The organism is Xanthobacter sp. NM-59 (assembly GCF_021401125.1).
Taxonomy (GTDB): Bacteria; Pseudomonadota; Alphaproteobacteria; order Rhizobiales; family Xanthobacteraceae; genus Xanthobacter.
This window is the reverse complement of record NZ_JACBFQ010000014.1, coordinates 80,964-99,232: the sequence shown is the minus strand read 5'-3', so window position 1 is coordinate 99,232 and position 18,269 is coordinate 80,964. Positions and strand designations below refer to the sequence as shown.

Here is an 18,269-nt window from a genome sequence, read left to right as displayed (position 1 = left end):
GGTGATCAGCCGAGTCCCATCTTCTTGAACGCCTGGCTGATCCAGGACGCCTTGTTCTCCTGCGGCTCGACGCCGCTGGATTTCACGAGCTTGTAGGCGTCCTTATACCACTGGCTGTCAGGAAAATTATAGCCCAGAACGGCGGCGGCGGTCTGCGCCTCGTTCACCACGCCGAGCGCCATATAGGCCTCGGTGAGGCGGAACAGAGCCTCTTCCACCTGTCGCGTCCGCTGGTATTGCGTAACCACAACCTTGAAGCGGTTGATGGCGCCCGTATAGTTGCGCTGCTCCAGGTAGTAGCGGCCGATCAGCATCTCCTTGCCGGCCAGCTGGTCGCGGGCGACCTCGATCTTCTTCTTCGCCGTGGCCGCGTACTCGGTGTTCGGGTACTTCCGAACCACCTCCTCCAGCGCGTCGAGGGCCTGGCGGGTCTTGCGCTGATCGCGGGTGATGTCGGGGATGTTCTCGTAGAGCGACGAGGCCACCAGGTACTGGGCGTACGCCGCGTCCTGCGAGCCCGGATAAAGCGACACGTAGCGCTTTCCGGAGGCGATCGCCTCGTCGTACTTGCCTGCCTCGAAATAGGCATAGGTGCTCATGATGAGCGACTTGCGCGCCCACTCCGAATAGGGGTGGGTGCGGTCCACGTCCTCGAAGCGCTTGGCGGCCTTCTCCGGCTCCTGTTTGCGCAGGAGCGTCAGGCCTTCATTGTAGATCTTCTCGGCCGGCTCGTCGGGGGGGATCACATCGTCCTTGTCGCTGGCGCAAGCGGAGAGCAGGGAGCCGCCCACCAGCAGCACGGCAAGGCTGAGAGCCCGGCCCTTGCCCTTGACGATCGCGCGCAAGCGCCGCGCTTCGTGGAGGAAAGTCATCACGTTCAGGTTCCGTCCCGCGCCGGATGGCGCCGCTCTTCTAGACCATTCCAGCGGCCCGATGAACCGCCAAAATGCTTCAGACCATTGCATTGACGCGTATTCTTCCCGCGAACGGGTCCCCACCTCGCCCGAAGAGCCCCCTTTTAGCAGGATCGCGGCGGGGGGAAAGTGAAGGCCTGTGGCCATCCCCGTCCTTCCCCGCTCCCATCGCTGCCAGGTGGGGCGGAGCTGCCGCGCCGGCCGGCCGAGGCTTCGCTCATGCGCGCGTCGCCCCCGCGCGCCCCTGAAACCGTCGTGACCGGTTTATGCCGGACGACGTTCACATTTGCGGTATCGGGCCTTTCGGTCGGCAATGTGGCGAAGGTGGCTACGGGCGCCATCATGCTCTCGATCTGTGGCGGGCTTGCCACGACACAGCTCAATAGCTCACCGCCGCGAGATAGAGCCCGCAGGCGGGGGCCATGGGGCCGCAGCGGGTGCGGTCGGCGGCGTGTAGAGCTGATTCAAGATCGTCAGCGCTCCAGCGGCCTTCGCCGACTCGCATCAGCGAGCCCACCATTGAGCGCACCTGATGGTGAAGGAAGGAGCGCGCGGAGGTGACGACCCGAATCTCGTCCCCGGAACGGCTGACATCCAGCTGGTCGAGCGTCTTCACTGGGGAGGCTGCCTGACACTCGGCGGCACGGAACGTGGTGAAATCGTGCTTGCCCAACAGGCGCTGCGCCGCTTCGTGCATGGCCCTGGCGTCCAGCTTTTGCGGAATGCGCCAGGCTCGGTCTCGATCGAGCGCGAGATCCGGGCGCCGGTTGACGATGCGATAAAGGTAGTGCCGCCGAGTGGCCGAAAACCGCGCGTCGAACGTCTCAGGCACCCGCTCCGCATGGAGCACCGCTACGGGATGAGGCCGGAGCTGCGCGGTCATGGCGTCACGCACCGTGTCGGTGCGCCACTCGCGGGCGAGATCCACATGGGCGACCTGGCCGGTGGCGTGCACGCCCGCATCCGTGCGGCCGGCGCCGGAAACCTGCACCTCCTGCCCACAGAACCGATGGAAGGCTTCCATCAGAACGCCCTGCACGGTAGGGAGCGCGGACTGCACCTGCCAGCCGGCGAACTGCGTGCCGTCATATTCGATGGTCAGCTTATAGCGCGGCACGTCCCACCACGTTGTTAGGAAGACTCGCAAACATGGCTCTCATCGCTAATTTTGTCAGGCATGACAGAAGCCGGTGCAGCGTGCACGACGAAGTGGATGCCCAGGTTATTAGCTTTCAGTCTCCGGATGGCCCAATCCTTCAGATCGACACTTGCGGCCGCGGAACCCGAGAAAACCCGGGGAAATCAGTCAGTCGATTCAGCTCAACAAAACGAGTGCAGCCGAGCTATTCCAGATCCTCAAAGCGGAATTTAATTTCTAGTTGAGCCGGCTCCCCGGCGGCAGGGCGTTCCCGCGTAGAAAAGTGTCGGCGGCCATGGGCTGCTTGCCGGCCTTTTGCAGCTCCTGCAGCCGCACCGCGCCGCTGCCGCAGGCGATGGCGAGCCGATCGTCGAGGGCCTCGCCGGGCAGGCCGTTGCCTTCCGCCAAGGTGGACCGCAGCACCTTCACCCGCGTCTCGGGCGTGCCGAGCGGAAACCACGCACCGGGGAAGGGCGACAGGCCGCGAATGTGGTCGTGCACCTCCTGGGCCGGGCGGGACCAGTCGATTCGCGTCTCGCCCTTCTCGATTTTGGACGCATAGGTCACGCCGGCTTCGGGCTGGGGCGTGAAGGCAAGTCCGCCCCGTTCCAATGCCGACAGTGCGCGCGCCATGAGGTCGGCGCCGACCAGCATCATGCGGTCGTGCAGCTCGCCGGCGGTGGTGTCCGGGCCGATGGGCAGACGCTCGACCAGGCCAACGGGGCCGGTATCCAGCCCCGCTTCCATCTGCATCACGGCGACGCCGGTTTCCTTGTCGCCGGACATAATGGCGCGCTGGATGGGCGCGGCGCCCCGCCAGCGTGGCAGCAGCGAGCCGTGAAGATTGAGGCAGCCAAGACGCGGCGCCTCAAGGATTGCGGGCGGCAGGATCATGCCATAGGCCACCACCACCGCCACGTCCGCCTGATGGCTGCGGAAGGTCTCTGCCGCTTCGTCCGAGCGCAGCGATTTGGGGGTGAGCACGGGGAGGCCAAACTGGTCGGCCACCCGGTGCACCGGAGACGGGGTCAGGTCGAGGCCCCGGCGGCCGGCCGGAGCGGGCGCGCGCGTATAGACGGCCACCACCTCGTGGCCGCGACCGACGATCTCGGTGAGAGTGGGCACTGCAAAATCCGGCGTGCCCATGAAGACGATGCGCATGAAAACGGTCCGAGAGAGGTCGATGCGTCAGCTTACGGCAACGCGCCGCGAGGCTTTCGTGAACTTCTTCATCACTCGGTCCCGCTTCAGCTTCGAGATGTGGTCGATGAAGAGCACGCCGTTGAGGTGGTCGATCTCGTGCTGGACACAGGTGGCGAACAGGCCGTCCGCCTCCACCTCCCGCACCGCGCCGTCAATGTCCTGGAACCGCACCGCCACCCGCGCCGGCCGCTCCACCTCCTCGTAATAATCCGGGATGGAGAGGCAGCCTTCGCTGTAGACGGAGGTTTCCTCCGATTCCGCGATGATCTCAGGATTGATGAGCGCCACGGGCTTCTTGTCCTCGCCCTCGCGCGCGACGTCGATGGTGATGACCCGCTTCTGCACGCCAACCTGAATGGCCGCCAGGCCAATGCCCGGCGCGTCATACATGGTCTCGAACATATCCTCGACCAGCTTCCTGATCTCGGAATCGATCTTGCCGACGGCCTCCGAGGTGGTCCGCAGCTTGTGGTCGGGAATGATGAGGATCGGTCGCGTGGTCATTGGAAGGGAAATAAGCGAAGCCGCGCCCGCGGTCAAGATGTTCCGTCTTTGTTCCGCGCGCGAATCGGGCTATGCAGGCGCATGTCCGACGTGCTGTTCACCCTTGCCGGCCATCCGGTCCTGATGGGAGAGGCCCTGGCTGCCGCGCTGGCGGTGGGGCTGGCGCTGCTGGCGGCGGTGGTGGTGGGGCTGTGGCGCTCGGGGGCGGCGCGCGCCGCACTCGCGGCCGAGGAGGCCCTGCGGGGGCAGGAGTTCGACCGCCGCATGCGCGACCTCGCGCGCATCCAGCACGAGACGGCGGGGCGGGTGCAGAGCCTGGCGGAGGTGCTCTCCCAGCGCCAGAGCGAGTTGGCGCGGGCGGTTTCGGAACGGCTGGACGCGACCTCGTACCGGCTGGGCGAGAGCATGACCGCGTCCGCGCGCGCGACCCACGAGACGCTGACCCGCATCGCCGAGCGGCTGGTGATGGTGGAAAAGGCGGAGCGCAGCCTTTCCGACCTCTCCGCGCAGGTGGTCTCGCTGCGGGACACGCTGGCCAACAAGCAGGCGCGCGGCGCCTTTGGGCAGGCGCGGATGGAAGCGCTCATCCGTGATGGGCTGCCGAAGGACACGTTCGCCTTCCAATATACGCTCTCGAATGGCCGGCGGCCCGATTGTGTCATCTTCCTTCCGGGCGACGCGCGGCCCCTCGTCATCGATGCCAAGTTTCCCCTTGAATCGGTGACTGCCTTCCGGGAGGCGCCCTCGGCGGAGGCGCGAAAGGCTGCGGCTGCCCGGCTCAAGGCGGATCTCATGAAGCACGTGACCGATGTGGCGGAACGCTATCTTCTGCCGGGGGAAACGCAGGACACGGCCCTCATCTTCGTGCCCTCGGAATCGGTCTATGGGGAGATCCAGGAGCATTTTGACGGGGTGGTGCAGGCGGCCTACCGGGCGCGCATCGTGCTCGTTTCCCCTTCGCTGCTCATGCTCGCCGTGCAATTGGTGCAGGCGATTGCCAAGGATGCGCGTATGCGCGCCGAGGCGGACCGCATTCGCGCCGAGGTCGGCGCGCTGGTGGCGGATGTGGGCCGTCTGCGCGAGCGGGTAGGGGAGCTCTCCCGCCATTTCGGTCAGGTGGGCGATGATGTCGCCCGGGTGCTCGTCTCCGCCGACAAAATCGCCAAACGGGGCATGCGCCTGGAACAATTGGAGTTCACCACGCCGCTCCAGCCGGAGGGTGGGGCCGATGCATGATTACATCTTGCGCAAATCGTCCGACTGCCTGATTCTACATCGTTGCTGACCGAATCCCGGCCTTGGCCTGATGCTGGCGAGCTGAAACGAGATGCCTGAACTGCCCGAGGTGGAAACCGTCCGCCGCGGCCTCATTCCCGTCCTTCAGGGCGCCGTGATCGAAAGCGCGGAGGCGCGCCGGCCCGATCTGCGCTGGCCGCTGCCCGAAAACTTCGCTCAACGCCTTGCGGGCCGCCGCGTAGTGGCTCTCGGTCGGCGCGCGAAGTATCTCCTGGCGGATCTCTCCGGCGGAGAGGTGATGATCATGCACCTCGGCATGTCCGGCTCCATCCGCATCGATGGTGCGAAGATGAAGGGGGCACCCGGCATTTTCCATCATCCGCGTGGGGAGGGCGGGCCGCACGATCACGTGGTGCTGCACCTGGCCAGCGGCGCAACGGTGACCTTCAATGATCCCCGCCGCTTTGGCGCCATCCTGATCGTTCCCTATGATCGTCTGGAGAGCCATCCCCTGCTGCAGGGCCTGGGGCCCGAACCGCTCGGCAACGAGTTCAATGCGCAATATCTGGCGCAGGCATGCGTGCGGCGCCACACATGCCTGAAATCCGCGCTGCTGGATCAGAAGATGGTGGCGGGGCTCGGCAACATCTATGTGTGCGAGGCGCTGCATCGCGCCGGCCTGTCACCGCGCCGCGGCGCGCATACGCTGGCGACGCGCGAGGGCGCGCCGACGCGGCGGGCCGAGCGGCTGGTGACTGCAATTCGCGACGTGTTGCGCGAAGCCATCCAGGCGGGCGGCTCCTCCCTGCGGGACCATCGGCAGGTGGACGGGCAGCTGGGCTATTTCCAGCACGCCTTCCGGGTCTATGACCGGGAGGGGGAGCCGTGTCCGACGCTGCACTGCAAGGGCACCATTCGGAGGATCGTCCAGGGCGGGCGATCCACCTTCTATTGCCCAGTATGCCAGCGCTAGGCGCAGATTTTATCGGGCCGCGCGCCTGCGAGATGTGGCAATGCGCTGCTATTTTGTCCGCCCCCATTCCCCAAACGTTGAACTCGGGCTAGAGCACTAGGCAGCCTTGAGAGGGGACGCAAAGGTCCGCTGGCCGGGCGGCAATGGGGAGACATTGGGATGGCATTCGAGACGATCTTGGTGGAGCGGCACGAGCGCGTGGGCCTCATCCGGCTCAACCGGCCGCAAGTGCTGAACGCGCTGAACTCCGACCTCATCGGCGAGCTCAACGTGGTGCTCGACGCGTTTGAGGCGGATGCGGACATCGGCTGCATCGTCATCACCGGCTCGGAAAAGGCGTTCGCGGCCGGGGCGGACATCAAGGAGATGCACGCTCTCACCTATCCCGAGAGCTATGACGATGATTTCATCACGTCGTGGGAGCGTCTGTCGCGGGTGCGTAAGCCGGTGATTGCCGCTGTGGCGGGGTTCGCGCTGGGTGGCGGCTGCGAGCTGGCGATGATGTGTGACTTCATCCTGGCGGCCGACACGGCCAAGTTCGGCCAGCCCGAGATCAAGCTGGGCGTGATGCCGGGTGCCGGCGGAACGCAGAGGCTCACGCGCTTCGTGGGCAAGTCGAAGGCCATGGAGCTGGTGCTGACGGGCAGACTGATGGGCGCTGCCGAAGCGGAGCGGGCCGGTCTGGTGTCCCGCGTGATCCCTGCCGCGGAGCTGGTGAGCGAGGCGCTGGCGGTGGCGAAAACCATTGCCGATATGTCTCCGACCGTCGCCATGCAGGCGAAGGAGAGCGTAAATCGCTCCTACGAGACCACGCTTGCGGAGGGCATCCGCTTCGAGCGTCGGGTGTTCCAGGCCATGTTCGCGCTGGAGCACCAGAAGGAAGGCATGCGGGCCTTCATGGAAAAGCGTCCTCCGAACTTTAAGCGCTGATGCCGGCGGGCGGGCCGCGCATGGCCCGCCCCGTTAAACCGGTTTCGGATGCGTCCTGTGGATATCTCAAGATCTTTGCCGAATGAGATCGGGGTGTGTTGACAGGGGAGGGGCAGCCCCGTATCAGAAGCCTCCCGACGGCCTCACGGCCAAAGGGGCCCAGGTGGCGGAATTGGTAGACGCGCTGGTTTCAGGTACCAGTGGTGAAGGCCGTGGAGGTTCGAGTCCTCTCCTGGGCACCATTTGCTCTTATGAGCTGGCTGCCTTTCTCAAACATCAGCGCCTCCAGACTCTTCTGTTGACGGCGTGAAAAAGGGCAAGCTACCGCGCGTCAGTGCCAGTAATCGACTGGCGTGTAACCATCTCTATACAATGGCATTGAGATGGGCGGCGCGGTGTCTATGAGCTCACGAGCGCCGCGCTTTTCATCGCAGCTTCAGTCGCACGGTTTTGCCTGCGTCGGATCGTGGTCCGGCGCGCGCCGCCGCGATTCGGAAGGTGCCCCGAGCCCATTCGCCAGTCCCTCGCCGCTGATTTTCGCTTAGCGCTTCCTCAGGCGGCGGAGCGTGTGCGGTCGGCGGCGGCGCGATAGGCCAAGGCTTCCGCAAGGTGTCGGCGACCGACCGAGTCCGCGCCGTCGAGATCGGCCAGCGTCCGGGCCACTTTCAGTACGCGGTGGTAGCCGCGGGCAGTCAGGCGCATGGCGTCGGCGGCATCGCGCAGGAGCTTGGCGCCGCCGGAATCCGGACGTGCCACCGTTTCGAGCAGGGGGCCGGATGCCTCGGCATTGGTGCCCACTTCTGGGCGGCCGAGGGCGCGATAGCGCTCCGCCTGCATCTGGCGCGCCATGGCGACGCGAGCCGCCACCTCGAGCGAGCCCTCGGTGGGCGCCGGCAGAACCAGATCCGACGCGCTCACCGCAGGGACTTCCAGATGGATGTCGATGCGGTCGAGGAAGGGGCCGGATAGGCGGGCCTGGTACTCGTCGGCGCAGCGCGCCCCACGCTTGCAGGTGTAGCCTGGCTCTCCCGCGCGTCCGCACCGGCAGGGGTTCATGGCCGCGATGAGCTGGAAGCGCGCGGGATAGGTGACGCGGTGATTGGCGCGCGCGATCAGCACTTCACCGGTTTCCAGCGGCTGGCGCAGCGAATCCAGCACCTGGGGGGAGAACTCCGGGAGCTCGTCGAGGAACAAGACGCCATTATGGGCAAGGGAGGCTTCGCCTGGCCGGGCCTTGGCGCCGCCCCCCACCATGGCGGCCATGCTGGCGGAATGGTGCGGCGCGCGGAACGGGCGGCGGCTGACTAGCGCTCCGTCTTCGATGGCACCCGCCACCGAGGCGATCATGGAAACGGACAGCATCTCCGCCGGCGCGAGCGGAGGGAGGATGGAGGGCAGGCGCTGGGCCAGCATGGATTTGCCAGCGCCCGGCGGGCCGATGAACAGAAGATTGTGGCCGCCCGCCGCGGCCACCTCCAAGGCGCGCTTTGCGGTTTCCTGCCCCTTCACGTCCCTGAGGTCGAGGCCGGTCGTCCCGGCGGCCTTCATGCGCGGCTCGGGACGCGACATGGCCTGGCGCCCTGTCATGTGATTGGTGAGCTCGATGAGCGTGGCGGGAGCCAGGATCTCCATTTCGGGGCTCGCCCACGCGGCCTCAGCCCCGCACGGCTGCGGGCAGATGAGCCCGTGCCCGCGCGCATTGGCACCGATGGCGGCGGGAAGAACGCCGGCCACCGCAGCCAGAGTGCCGTCCAGCGCCAGCTCGCCCACCACGGTGAAGCCCGCCAGTGCTTCCCCTGGGATGGCGCCGATGGCGGCCATCAGGCCCAGGGCAATGGGCAGATCGTAATGGGAGCCTTCCTTCGGCAGGTCGGCGGGGGCGAGATTGATGGTGATGCGGCGGGCGGGCAATGCGAGACCGGACGCGATCAGCGCCGCGCGCACGCGCTCCTTGGCCTCGGTCACCGCCTTGTCGGGCAGGCCGACGATGCTGAAGGCGGGCAGCCCCGGGGCCACGTGCACCTGCACGTCCACCGGGCGTGCCTCCACGCCCTCGAATGCGACCGTCGCCACCCGCTGGATCACCGCTCATCCCCCACTCAGCCCTGGATTGCAAAATCCTACCCAAAGGTACAGCTTGCGGCAAGAACGAAATGGGAACGTAGTTGTGGGGCGGAGGCGCTGAGGGGCGCAACATCGGTGGTCGCGTGCCGAGGGGGCCGGCGCGATGAGTGCCCGCGGGCTGGCCGATGTGGTATTCACGATGTGGTATTCACATGGGCTCATGGCAGGCCGGCTTTGGTGCGGGCCGGGCATGGGGCAGAGGCGGAGACAGGCTGATGGCGGCGACGCGTTTCCGGTTCGTGGTGGTGTTCCTGCTGTTCGCCATCACGGTGGTGAACTACATCGATCGCGCCGCCATTTCCTATGCCATTCCGCTCATGGAGCAGTCGCTGGGGCTATCGAAGCTGGATGCCGGTACGATCCTCGGCGCGTTCGGCCTCGGCTATGCGGTGACCACGCTGATCGGCGGCATCGCGGTGGATCGATGGGGCGCGCGGGGCGTGCTGGCGGTGGCGGCCCTGGTGTGGAGCGTCTCCATCGGCCTGACGGGTATCGCCACCGGTTTCTTCGCGCTCTACGCGGCACGGGTCATGCTGGGGGTGGCCGAGGGGCCGAATTTTCCCGCGATGACCGGAGCGGTGGGGCGCTGGCTGCCGCCGCACGAGCAGGCGAGCGCCCTCGGCTATGCCCTGGTGGCGGTGCCGGTCGCGCTGGCCGTGGGCGGGCCCGTGGTCACCCAGCTTCTGGCGCATCTGGATTGGCGCTGGACGTTTGGTGTGCTGTTCCTGGTCTCCATCGCCTGGGTGCCGCTGTGGCTTCTTCTGTTTCGCAATGCGCCCGAGCAGTCGCGCCATGTGAACGCGGCGGAGCTTGCGCGCATCCGCTCCGGCCGTCCTGAGGCGCCCGGCGTGCGCGCCGAGGGCGCGGTGGGGGCGGGCGGCGTGGCGCGGGTGCTGCTCACGAACCCGACTCTGGTCGTGAACTATTGGGCGTTCTTCGTCTTCGGTTACTTTCTCTTCTTCTTCATGACCTGGCTGCCGAGCTACCTGCACCAGGTCTACGCTCTCGACCTCACCACGGTGGGTGCCTTCACGGTGCTGCCGTGGCTCGCGGCGGCAGTCGTGCTGTGGGCCATGGGGCATTGGTCGGACCACCTGCTGAAGGTGACCGGCCGGCTGCGGGTGGCGCGCTCCTATCTTATCGCCGGCACGCAGCTGGTGGCCGCGCTGGCCGTCATTCCGGTGGCGTTTGATCCCAGCCTGCCGGTGGCGGTGGCCTGCATCACCGTGGCGGTGGCCGCCTCCATGGGCGCCAACGCGGCCTATTTCGCGGTGAATGTGGATATCGTGCCGCACCGGGCCGCGACCGCTATTGGCATCATGGATTTCGTGTTCGCCTTGGCCGGATTCCTCGCGCCCGCGCTCACCGGCTGGGTGCTGCACCTGCGCGGCTCGTTCGCGGATGGGTTCCTGCTGATGGCGGGGCTGGCCCTGTCCTCGGTGCTGCTGGTGGTGGCTTTCCACCACCCCGATCGGGATCGTGCAGCGGCTTGAAGGGCGCGCCGGGCGGAGACGTGCGAAGGCGCTTGCGGCGCGACGCGCTTGCGCCCACCCTCAGCAGCCGTGAAGCAATAAGATCAGGAGGATACGATGGGCGAGGAGACTTCGCGCGCCACCAATATCGAAGGGCTGGTGACGCGGCAGTTCGGGCCGCAGGCCGGCGCCTATGTGGAAAGCGCGGTGCACGCGCAGGGGCCGGACCTGGAAGCCCTGGCGGCGGTGCTGAAGCGGGAGCGGCCGGGCCGTCTGCTCGATCTGGGCTGCGGTGGCGGCCATGTGAGCTTCACCGCCGCGCCCTTCGTGGGCGAGGTGGTGGCCTATGACTTGTCCGATGACATGCTGGCGGCGGTCGCTGCCGAGGCAAAGCGGCGCAACATCGGCAACATCGTCACCGCCCAGGGCGCGGCGGAGGCCCTGCCTTTTCCCGATGCCTCGTTCGATGCGGTGGCCTCGCGCTACAGCGCCCACCATTGGCGCAGCCTGCAGACCGCGCTGGGCGAGGCGCGACGCGTGTTGAAGCCGCGCGGTCGGGCGCTGTTCATGGATGTGGTGGCGCCCGAATGGCCGGTGGCCGACACCTTCCTCCAGGCCCTGGAGCTGCTGCGCGATCCGTCCCACGGGCGGGACTTCTCCCGCATCGAATGGGAGGCACATCTGGCCGCCGCGGGCTTTGCGGTGGAGGAGGTGAAGGAACACCGGCTGCGGCTGGAATTCTCCTCCTGGGTGGCGCGCATCCGCACGCCGCAGGCCCATGTGGACGCCATCCGCAGCCTCCAGCGGGGCGCCAGCGGGGATGTGGCGAAGCATTTCGAGATCGAGCCCGACGGCACCTTCACCCTCGACACGCTGACCCTGGTGGCCCGCGCGGCGTGAGCCTCAATCGGGCTTGGAGGAGAGGATCTTGCCGGTGAGCGGATCCACCTTCGCCTCGGTGCGCGCGCCGGCGCGGTCGGTGAGCTCCACCTCGTAGTGGTCGTCCTCGGTGTCGATCTTGCGCAGGGTGAAGCCCTGGCCCTCCAGGTGGCGGGCCACCTGGGCCAGGGTCAGCCATTGCTCGTGCACCGGGCCGGCGCGGCCCTCATATTTCGTGGTCACCAGCTCGGCCGTGACAGGGTTGACGCGGGCTTCCACCCGGTTGCCCTGCCGGTCGATGAGGTCGGCCTCGAAGCCGTCCGGCTCCCGCTCCATCTTCTGTACGCGAAAGCCGTTTTCCGCGAGGTGGGTGGCGATGTCGGCGACGGATTGCCATTGGCCGGCCGGCGGCTGCGCCCAGGCGGGGGTGGCGAGCAGGCCGAGCAGGGCCATGGCGGGCAGGGTGAGACGCATCATCGGCTTCCTCCGCGGTGGTGGAGCGGGACGCCGCGCGCTCAGGCGCGGCGCTTGTCCTCGATCCGGTCCCAGATCTGGGCGGCGATGTCCGGGCCGCCCAGACGCTTCACCGCCCTGAGGCCCGTGGGGGAGGTGACGTTGATCTCCGTCAGGTTGCCGTCGATCACGTCAATGCCCACGAAGAGGAGCCCCATGGCCTTCAGCGAGGGCCCGATGCGGGCGCAGATTTCCAGCTCGCGGTCGGTGAGGTCCGTGGGCTTGGCGGCGCCGCCGCGCACCATGTTGGACCTGAGATCGCCCTCGCTCGGCACCCGGTTCACGGCGCCGGCGGCCTCGCCATCCACCAGGATGATGCGCTTGTCGCCGTGCTTCACCGCCGGCAAGAAGCGCTGGATGACCCAGGGCTCGCGGAAGGTGACGGCGAAGAAATCGTACAGCGAGCCGAAGTTGAGATCGTCCGCCGTGAGCCGGAACACGGCGCCGCCGCCATGGCCGTACAGCGGCTTCATCACCACGTCGCCATGCTCGGCGCGGAAGGCCTTGATCTCTTCCAGATCGTGGGTGATGAGCGTGGGCGGCATCAGCTCCGGGAAATGGGTGACGAAGATCTTCTCCGGCGCGTTGCGCACATGGGCCGGGTCGTTCACCACCAGCGTCTTGGGATGGATGCGCTCCAGGAGGTGGGTGGTGGAGATATACGCCATGTCGAAGGGCGGGTCCTGCCGCAGCAGCACCACGTCATAGTCGGAAAGGACCACCCGGCGCTTCTCGCCCAGCTCGAAATGGGCGCCCACCTCGTCCTTCACCTTCAGGGGCTCGACGGTGGCGAACACCGTGCCGTCGCGCATGGCGAGCCGGTCGGGCGTGTAGTGGACCAGGGAATGGCCGCGCCGCTGGGCTTCCAGCAGCAGGGCGAAGGTGGAGTCGCCGGCCACATTGATGCTGGCGATATGGTCCATCTGGACCGCGACCTGAAGGGTCATGAAAATCTCCGCGCCGTGAACCCGCCCGGCGGCCTGCGCCATGCGGGGGCTCTGGAGCTTATCTATAGCGCGCGTGGGCCGGCCGCCAGTTCACGCACGTCAACCGAGCTCCGCCTCGAAAGCGCCGGGCAGATGCTCCACGGCGGTGCCGGCGATGAGAATGGCGTCGAAGCGCATGTTCAGGCCGGAGAGCTCCGGATGGCCGGCGAGCCACGCCTCGGCGGCGGCGGCAATGCGCCGCTGCTGGCGGGCGAGCAGGGATTCGGCCGCAGCCTCCAGGCTGGCGCGCTGCTTCACCTCGCAGAAGACGAGCAGGTCGTCGCGGCGGGCGATCAGGTCGATTTCCCCGGCCTTGGTGCGGGCGCGCCGGTCCAGGATGGCGAAGCCGTGGGCTTCCATGAGCCGCGCCGCGCGCCCTTCCGCCGCCACGCCGCGCGCATAAGCGGCGCGCTGGGCGGGGGTGCGGGCCGGCGCGGCGCGCTCATTCGTCATCGGCAGGGTCGTCGCGGTCGCCGGCGTGGCGGGCCTCCACCAGGGCCAGGGCGCGGGCATAAACCTCGCGCTTCGGGCGCCCGGTCATGGAGGCGACGGCGGCCACCGCGTCCTTCAACGAGGCTTCGTCCAGGGCGCGGGCCAGGGCGGAATCCACCGCATCGTCCCCGGCGGCTTCCTCCAGAGGCGGGCCCACCACCAGCACGATCTCGCCCTTGGGCGCATCAGCGCTCGCATAATGGGCGGCGAGCATCGGCAGGGTGTCGCGCCGCACCTCCTCAAACGCTTTGGTCAGCTCCCGGCACACGGCCGCGCGGCGCGGGCCCAGCACGGCGCCGAGGTCGGCGAGGCTCTCGGCCAGGCGCGGGCCGCTCTCATAAAAGACCAGGGTGGCGGGCACCTGGGCCAGCGCCGTGACGCGGTTCTTGCGTTGCCCGGCCTTGGGCGGCAGGAAGCCGTCGAACAGGAAGCAGTCGGTGGGCAGGCCCGCCGCCACCAGCGCCGCCAGCAAAGCCGAGGCCCCGGGCAAAGGATGCACCGTGTGGCCTTCGGCCGCCGCCTCCACCACCAGCTTGAAGCCGGGATCGGACACCAGCGGCGTGCCGGCATCGGAGATCAGCGCCACCTTGTCGCCGGCCGCGAGCCGCGCCAGCAGCTTGGGCCGGGCGCTGGCGCCGTTATGGTCGTGATAGGGCACCAGCGGCGTGTGGATGCCGTAGCGGTCGAGCAGCCGGCGCGACACGCGGGTATCCTCGCAGGCAATGACATCCGCCCCCGCCAGGGTTTCCAGCGCGCGGATGGTGATGTCGCCCAGATTGCCGATGGGGGTCGCCACCACGTGCAGCCCACCCGCTAGCTTCGGTGCCGTGACCGTGGTGCCGGCCAGGATGAAGGTGTGCGGGTGCTCCCCCGCCGTGGCGGGGCGGCCGTGCGCGGGAAGGGGGCTCGGATGCGTGCCGGAATGCGTGCTCATGGGGGCGAACATAGCGCCGGACGGCGCGGAAGGGGAGCGCCCTTCCTGGCGGCGTTGCGCCGGCATGTTTCCCGGGATTAGCATGGCCGCCCCTCCGGCCTCGCCCGGATGATGATCGAGGATGAAGCCATGCCCGCGGGGGAGGATCTGCCGCTTGCGCCCCCACTCCCGCCGTTCGGCCGGGAGGGCGACATCGGCGCGGCCGAGGCCGACCAGGCCTGGATCTCCGTCATCCAGAAAATGGACGAGGCCTATGCCGAGCTGGTGAGCCAGCAGGTGGAGCTCGAGGACAAGAATGTCGCCCTGGAGGAGGCCCAGGGCTTCATCGCCGGCCTGCTCGGCGCCATGACGGACGTGCTGGTGGCCTGCGATCTTTCGGGCCGGGTGGAGCAGGTGAACCGCGCCGCCGAGCGTGCCTTCGGACAGCATGCGGACGCGCTGCTGGGCCGGCCTTTGGCCGCGCTCATCGATGCCACCTCGCCCACCAGCGCCGCCGACGTGCTCGCCACCATGGCGAGCCGGGACCGCATCGTGGATCGCGAATTCTTCCTCGCCACCCCCGAGGGGCCGCAGCCGGTGGCGGTGAATGGGGCGCTGAGGTTCGATCCGCGCGGGCGGGCGGTGGGCATCGTGCTGGTGGGCCGGCCCATCGGCGAATTGAAGCAGGCCTATTCGGACCTCGCCAGCGCTCATGAGCATTTGAAACGCACCCAGCAGCAGCTGGTGCATGCGGAGAAGATGGCGTCCCTGGGCCGACTCGTGGCCGGCGTGGCGCACGAGCTCAACAATCCCATCTCCTTCGTCTATGGCAATGCCCACGCCCTGAAGCGCTATGTGGACCGGCTGATGGCCTATCTCGACGCCGTCCATGCGGGCGATGCCGCGGCCGCCGTGACTGCGCGCGCCGAGCTTCGGGTGGACCGGGCCCTGGCCGATATTCCGTCCGCCTTCGCCGGCATGCTGGAGGGGGCGGAGCGGGTGCGCGACATCGTGGCGGACCTGCGCCGCTTCTCGTCCGACCAGCGCGGCGCGCGCGAGCTGTTCGATCTCGGCTCGGTGGTGCGCTCGGCGGTGGACTGGGTGGCGAAATCCCAGATGCCGGACCTGGAAACCCACGTGGACCTGCCGGCGGATTTCGAGACCATCGGCCATCCCGGCCACATCCATCAGGTGGTGATGAACCTCGTGCAGAACGCGATTGATGCCATGGAGGGGTCTTCAGAGGGCCGTCCCGCCCCCCGCCTGGACATCCATGGCAGCCGCACCGCCGACGCGCTGGTGCTGGAGGTGCGGGACAGCGGGCCGGGCCTGTCGCCGGAGGCGGTGGGGCATGCGTTCGACCCCTTTTTCACCACCAAGCCGGTGGGCAAGGGCACGGGCCTGGGCTTCGCCATCTGCTATCGCATCGTGGAGGAGCATGAAGGCCGCCTCACGGTGGAGAACGCGCCCGGCGGCGGGGCGGTCGCGACCCTCACTTTGCCGGCGCCCTCCGGAGCCCGTCTGCGATGAGCGCGGCCCCCTTCAACATGCTCTGGCTGCAATCGGGCGGCTGCGGCGGCTGCACCATGTCGCTGCTGTGCGCCGAGGCGCCGGACCTGTTCGCGACCCTCGCCAGCGCCAATATCCGCATGCTCTGGCACCCGACCTTGTCGGAGGAGACGGGGGCGGAGGCGGTGGAGCTGTTGGAGCGCATCCTGGCCGGCGAGATCGTGCTCGACGCTTTGTGCGTGGAAGGGGCGCTGCTGCGCGGGCCCAATGGAACGGGGCGCTTCCACATCCTCGCCGGCACCGGCCGCCCCATGCTGGACTGGGTGCGCGAGCTGGCCGCGGTGGCGCGCCATGTGGTGGCGGTGGGCACCTGCGCGGCCTATGGGGGCGTCACCGCCGCCGGGGTCAATCCCACCGATGCCTGCGGCCTGCAATATGACGGGCGGCAGAAAGGCGGGGCGCTGGGCGCGGATTTTTCCGCGCGCGGCGGGCTGCCGGTGATCAACGTGGCGGGCTGCCCGACCCATCCCAACTGGGTCACCGAAACCCTGATGCTGCTCTCCGCCGGCCTCATCAAGGGGGATGATCTCGACGTCTATGGCCGGCCGCGCTTCTATGCCGATTACCTCGTGCACCACGGCTGCCCGCGCAACGAATATTACGAATACAAGGCCAGCGCCGAGAAGATGAGCGATCTCGGCTGCATGATGGAGCATCTGGGGTGCCTGGGCACCCAGGCTCACGCGGATTGCAACACCCGCTTGTGGAACGGCGAGGGCTCCTGCACGCGCGGCGGCTATGCCTGCATCAACTGCACCGCGCCGGAATTCGAGGAGCCGGGCCACGCTTTCCTGGAAACGCCGAAGATCGGCGGCATTCCCGTCGGCCTGCCCACGGACATGCCCAAGGCGTGGTTCATCGCCTTGTCGTCCCTCGCCAAGGCCGCGACGCCCGAGCGCCTGCGCCGCAATGCCACCGCCGACCACGTGCTGACGCCGCCAAAGGTGCGGGACATCAAGAAGAGATGACCGAAAATCCGACCCGCCTCATCGTCGGCCCCTTCAATCGCGTGGAGGGCGACCTGGAAGTGCGCCTGGACGTGGCCGATGGCGCGGTGCGCGCGGCTTATGTCTCCTCGCCGCTGTTCCGGGGTTTCGAGCGCATCCTGGAGGGGCGCGACCCGCGCGATGCGCTGGTGATCGCCCCGCGCATCTGCGGCATCTGCTCGGTGTCCCAGTCCCATGCGGCGGCGCTGGCGCTGGCGGGGCTGCAGGGGATCGCGCCCACGCCCAACGGGCGCATGGCCACCAATCTCATGGTGGCCACCGAGAATGTGGCGGACCATCTCACCCATTTCCACGTCTTCTTCATGCCCGATTTCGCCCGCGCCCTTTATGAGGGCCGGCCGTGGTTCGCGGAGGTGGAGCGGCGGTTCAAGGCGGCGCGGGGGGCGAGCGTGGCCCGCGCTTTGGCCACCCGGGCGACGCTGTTGCATGTGATGGGCCTCCTCGCCGGCCGCTGGCCGCACACTTTGGCCCTTCAGCCCGGCGGGGTGAGCCGCAGCGCCGATGCGCGCGACCAGATGAGATTGCTCGCCACCCTGTCCGCCGTGCGCGCGGCGCTGGAGGAGCATTTGTTCGCCGGGCCGCTGGAGGAGGTGGCCGCGCTGGCGAGCATCGCCGAGCTGGAGGCGTGGGCGGACGGGCGGGGCGGGGACCTCTCCTTGTTCCTCGCCATCGCCGATGACCTGGGGCTGAACCTCATGGGCCGGGCCTATGACCGCTTCCTGTCCTATGGCGCCTATCCGCAGGCGGATGAGCGCCGGCTCTATGCCGCCGGCACCTTCGCGCGGGGCCGGCCGGGCGCGCTCGACGTGGAGGCCATCACCGAGGACCACAGCTTCGCCCGCATGGAGGGGCGCGAGCGCCCACACCCGCCTTTCGAGGGCTCGACCTTCCCCGATGCCGCCGACGAGGCCGGCTACACCTGGTGCAAGGCGCCGCGCCTCGCCGGCCAGCCGTTCGAGACCGGAGCCCTGGCGCGCCAGGTGGTGGATGCCCACCCCTTGGCGCGGGACCTTGCCGCACGGGAAGGGGCGAGCGTGCGGGCGCGGGTGGTGGGTCGGCTGCTGGAGACCGCGCGCACGCTGCTCGCCATGACGAACTGGGTGCGCGCGCTGGAGCCTTCCGCCCCCTGGTGCGCCCAGGGCGATCTGCCCGTGAGTGGCCGCGCCTTTGGCCTGACGGAGGCGGCGCGCGGGGCTTTGGGGCATTGGGTGGTGGTGGAGAAGGGGCGCATTGCCCGCTACCAGATCATCGCCCCCACCACCTGGAATTTCTCGCCCCGCGATGCCGCCGGCGTGCCGGGCCCGCTGGAAGCGGCGCTGGTGGGCGCGCCCGTGCGCCCGGGGGAAACAACGCCGGTGAGCGTGCAGCATATCGTGCGCTCCTTCGACCCCTGCATGGTGTGCACGGTGCACTGAC

Annotated in this window: 17 protein-coding genes and 1 tRNA gene; 9 read left to right on the top strand and 9 right to left on the bottom strand. The window is 68.2% G+C overall.

Annotated elements, in window-relative coordinates:
• Positions 1–5: 5 nt before the first annotated feature.
• The 4 genes from L0966_RS20460 to def all read right to left on the bottom strand — a co-directional run bounded on the left by L0966_RS20460 (position 6) and on the right by def (position 3,759).
• Positions 6–872 carry an outer membrane protein assembly factor BamD gene (locus L0966_RS20460; protein ID WP_234053941.1) on the bottom strand — a complete coding sequence of 289 codons (867 nt, stop codon included), beginning with the start codon at positions 870–872 and terminating at the stop codon, positions 6–8.
• Between the two features lie 421 nt (positions 873–1,293).
• Positions 1,294–2,031 carry a tRNA pseudouridine(38-40) synthase TruA gene (gene truA, locus L0966_RS20455; RefSeq protein ID WP_234053909.1) on the bottom strand — a complete coding sequence of 246 codons (738 nt, stop codon included), beginning with the start codon at positions 2,029–2,031 and terminating at the stop codon, positions 1,294–1,296.
• 258 nt (positions 2,032–2,289) lie between these two features.
• Positions 2,290–3,213 carry a methionyl-tRNA formyltransferase gene (gene fmt, locus L0966_RS20450; RefSeq protein WP_234053908.1) on the bottom strand — a complete coding sequence of 308 codons (924 nt, stop codon included), beginning with the start codon at positions 3,211–3,213 and terminating at the stop codon, positions 2,290–2,292.
• Positions 3,214–3,240: 27 nt separating this feature from the next.
• Entirely contained in the window at positions 3,241–3,759 is a 519-nt protein-coding gene (gene def / locus L0966_RS20445; protein WP_234053907.1) for a peptide deformylase, read from the bottom strand.
• An 81-nt stretch (positions 3,760–3,840) separates the two neighbouring features.
• Between def and L0966_RS20440 the strand changes: the two genes are divergently transcribed.
• From L0966_RS20440 to L0966_RS20425, 4 genes are all read left to right on the top strand, one after another.
• Entirely contained in the window at positions 3,841–4,995 is a 1,155-nt protein-coding gene (locus L0966_RS20440; protein ID WP_234053906.1) for a DNA recombination protein RmuC, read from the top strand.
• 91 nt (positions 4,996–5,086) lie between these two features.
• Positions 5,087–5,968, top strand: a complete 882-nt coding sequence (gene mutM, locus L0966_RS20435) for a bifunctional DNA-formamidopyrimidine glycosylase/DNA-(apurinic or apyrimidinic site) lyase (RefSeq protein ID WP_234053905.1) — start codon at positions 5,087–5,089, stop codon at positions 5,966–5,968.
• 159 nt (positions 5,969–6,127) lie between these two features.
• Positions 6,128–6,898 (top strand): enoyl-CoA hydratase, encoded by a 771-nt coding sequence (locus L0966_RS20430; RefSeq protein ID WP_234053904.1) that lies wholly within the window; start codon positions 6,128–6,130, stop codon positions 6,896–6,898.
• Positions 6,899–7,055: 157 nt separating this feature from the next.
• Positions 7,056–7,140, top strand: a tRNA-Leu gene (locus tag L0966_RS20425).
• 310 nt (positions 7,141–7,450) lie between these two features.
• Here L0966_RS20425 and L0966_RS20420 read toward each other — a convergent pair.
• Positions 7,451–8,983, bottom strand: coding sequence for a YifB family Mg chelatase-like AAA ATPase (locus tag L0966_RS20420; protein ID WP_234053903.1), 1,533 nt, complete (start codon positions 8,981–8,983; stop codon positions 7,451–7,453).
• A gap of 254 nt (positions 8,984–9,237) precedes the next feature.
• On the opposite strand from L0966_RS20420, the gene L0966_RS20415 reads away from it, so the two are divergent.
• Together L0966_RS20415 and L0966_RS20410 are read left to right on the top strand one after the other, a co-directional pair.
• Complete coding sequence (locus tag L0966_RS20415) at positions 9,238–10,515, top strand: MFS transporter (protein ID WP_234053902.1); 1,278 nt, start codon at positions 9,238–9,240, stop codon at positions 10,513–10,515.
• Positions 10,516–10,611: 96 nt separating this feature from the next.
• Positions 10,612–11,394 (top strand): class I SAM-dependent methyltransferase, encoded by a 783-nt coding sequence (locus tag L0966_RS20410; RefSeq protein ID WP_234053901.1) that lies wholly within the window; start codon positions 10,612–10,614, stop codon positions 11,392–11,394.
• 3 nt (positions 11,395–11,397) lie between these two features.
• Here the strand turns inward: L0966_RS20410 and L0966_RS20405 are convergent, their stop codons facing one another.
• From L0966_RS20405 to rsmI, 4 genes are all read right to left on the bottom strand, one after another.
• Positions 11,398–11,850: a PepSY domain-containing protein gene (locus L0966_RS20405; RefSeq protein ID WP_234053900.1), complete on the bottom strand. Its 453-nt coding sequence runs from the start codon at positions 11,848–11,850 to the stop codon at positions 11,398–11,400.
• Between the two features lie 38 nt (positions 11,851–11,888).
• Positions 11,889–12,833: a glutathione synthase gene (gene gshB / locus L0966_RS20400; protein WP_234053899.1), complete on the bottom strand. Its 945-nt coding sequence runs from the start codon at positions 12,831–12,833 to the stop codon at positions 11,889–11,891.
• A gap of 99 nt (positions 12,834–12,932) precedes the next feature.
• On the bottom strand, positions 12,933–13,325 hold the full coding sequence (locus L0966_RS20395) for a YraN family protein (protein ID WP_234053898.1): 393 nt from the start codon (positions 13,323–13,325) through the stop codon (positions 12,933–12,935).
• On the bottom strand, positions 13,315–14,298 hold the full coding sequence (rsmI, locus tag L0966_RS20390; protein ID WP_234053897.1) for a 16S rRNA (cytidine(1402)-2'-O)-methyltransferase: 984 nt from the start codon (positions 14,296–14,298) through the stop codon (positions 13,315–13,317). The genes L0966_RS20395 and rsmI overlap by 11 nt, the downstream gene beginning before the upstream one ends.
• Before the next feature lie 129 nt (positions 14,299–14,427).
• Between rsmI and L0966_RS20385 the strand changes: the two genes are divergently transcribed.
• From L0966_RS20385 to L0966_RS20375, 3 genes are read left to right on the top strand one after another with little or no spacing between them, the layout of a single operon-like run.
• Positions 14,428–15,807, top strand: coding sequence for a sensor histidine kinase (locus tag L0966_RS20385; protein WP_234053896.1), 1,380 nt, complete (start codon positions 14,428–14,430; stop codon positions 15,805–15,807).
• The gene (locus tag L0966_RS20380) at positions 15,804–16,814 is read left to right on the top strand and encodes a HupU protein (RefSeq protein WP_234053895.1); all 1,011 of its coding nucleotides are present in this window, start codon (positions 15,804–15,806) and stop codon (positions 16,812–16,814) included. Before L0966_RS20385 ends, L0966_RS20380 begins: the two co-directional genes overlap by 4 nt.
• Positions 16,811–18,268: a nickel-dependent hydrogenase large subunit gene (locus L0966_RS20375; RefSeq protein ID WP_234053894.1), complete on the top strand. Its 1,458-nt coding sequence runs from the start codon at positions 16,811–16,813 to the stop codon at positions 18,266–18,268. The genes L0966_RS20380 and L0966_RS20375 overlap by 4 nt, the downstream gene beginning before the upstream one ends.
• Position 18,269 lies beyond the last annotated feature (1 nt).

Bases quoted from the DNA above. Each gene is read 5' to 3' on its own strand.
- L0966_RS20460 (WP_234053941.1), bottom strand. From the start codon at position 872: ATGACTTTCCTCCACGAAGCGCGGCGCTTGCGCGCGATCGTCAAGGGC.
- fmt (WP_234053908.1), bottom strand. From the start codon at position 3,213: ATGCGCATCGTCTTCATGGGCACGCCGGATTTTGCAGTGCCCACTCTC.
- def (WP_234053907.1), bottom strand. From the start codon at position 3,759: ATGACCACGCGACCGATCCTCATCATTCCCGACCACAAGCTGCGGACC.
- L0966_RS20440 (WP_234053906.1), top strand. From the start codon at position 3,841: ATGTCCGACGTGCTGTTCACCCTTGCCGGCCATCCGGTCCTGATGGGA.
- mutM (WP_234053905.1), top strand. From the start codon at position 5,087: ATGCCTGAACTGCCCGAGGTGGAAACCGTCCGCCGCGGCCTCATTCCC.
- L0966_RS20430 (WP_234053904.1), top strand. From the start codon at position 6,128: ATGGCATTCGAGACGATCTTGGTGGAGCGGCACGAGCGCGTGGGCCTC.
- L0966_RS20415 (WP_234053902.1), top strand. From the start codon at position 9,238: ATGGCGGCGACGCGTTTCCGGTTCGTGGTGGTGTTCCTGCTGTTCGCC.
- L0966_RS20410 (WP_234053901.1), top strand. From the start codon at position 10,612: ATGGGCGAGGAGACTTCGCGCGCCACCAATATCGAAGGGCTGGTGACG.
- L0966_RS20405 (WP_234053900.1), bottom strand. From the start codon at position 11,850: ATGATGCGTCTCACCCTGCCCGCCATGGCCCTGCTCGGCCTGCTCGCC.
- gshB (WP_234053899.1), bottom strand. From the start codon at position 12,833: ATGACCCTTCAGGTCGCGGTCCAGATGGACCATATCGCCAGCATCAAT.
- L0966_RS20395 (WP_234053898.1), bottom strand. From the start codon at position 13,325: ATGACGAATGAGCGCGCCGCGCCGGCCCGCACCCCCGCCCAGCGCGCC.
- rsmI (WP_234053897.1), bottom strand. From the start codon at position 14,298: ATGAGCACGCATTCCGGCACGCATCCGAGCCCCCTTCCCGCGCACGGC.
- L0966_RS20385 (WP_234053896.1), top strand. From the start codon at position 14,428: ATGCCCGCGGGGGAGGATCTGCCGCTTGCGCCCCCACTCCCGCCGTTC.
- L0966_RS20380 (WP_234053895.1), top strand. From the start codon at position 15,804: ATGAGCGCGGCCCCCTTCAACATGCTCTGGCTGCAATCGGGCGGCTGC.
- L0966_RS20375 (WP_234053894.1), top strand. From the start codon at position 16,811: ATGACCGAAAATCCGACCCGCCTCATCGTCGGCCCCTTCAATCGCGTG.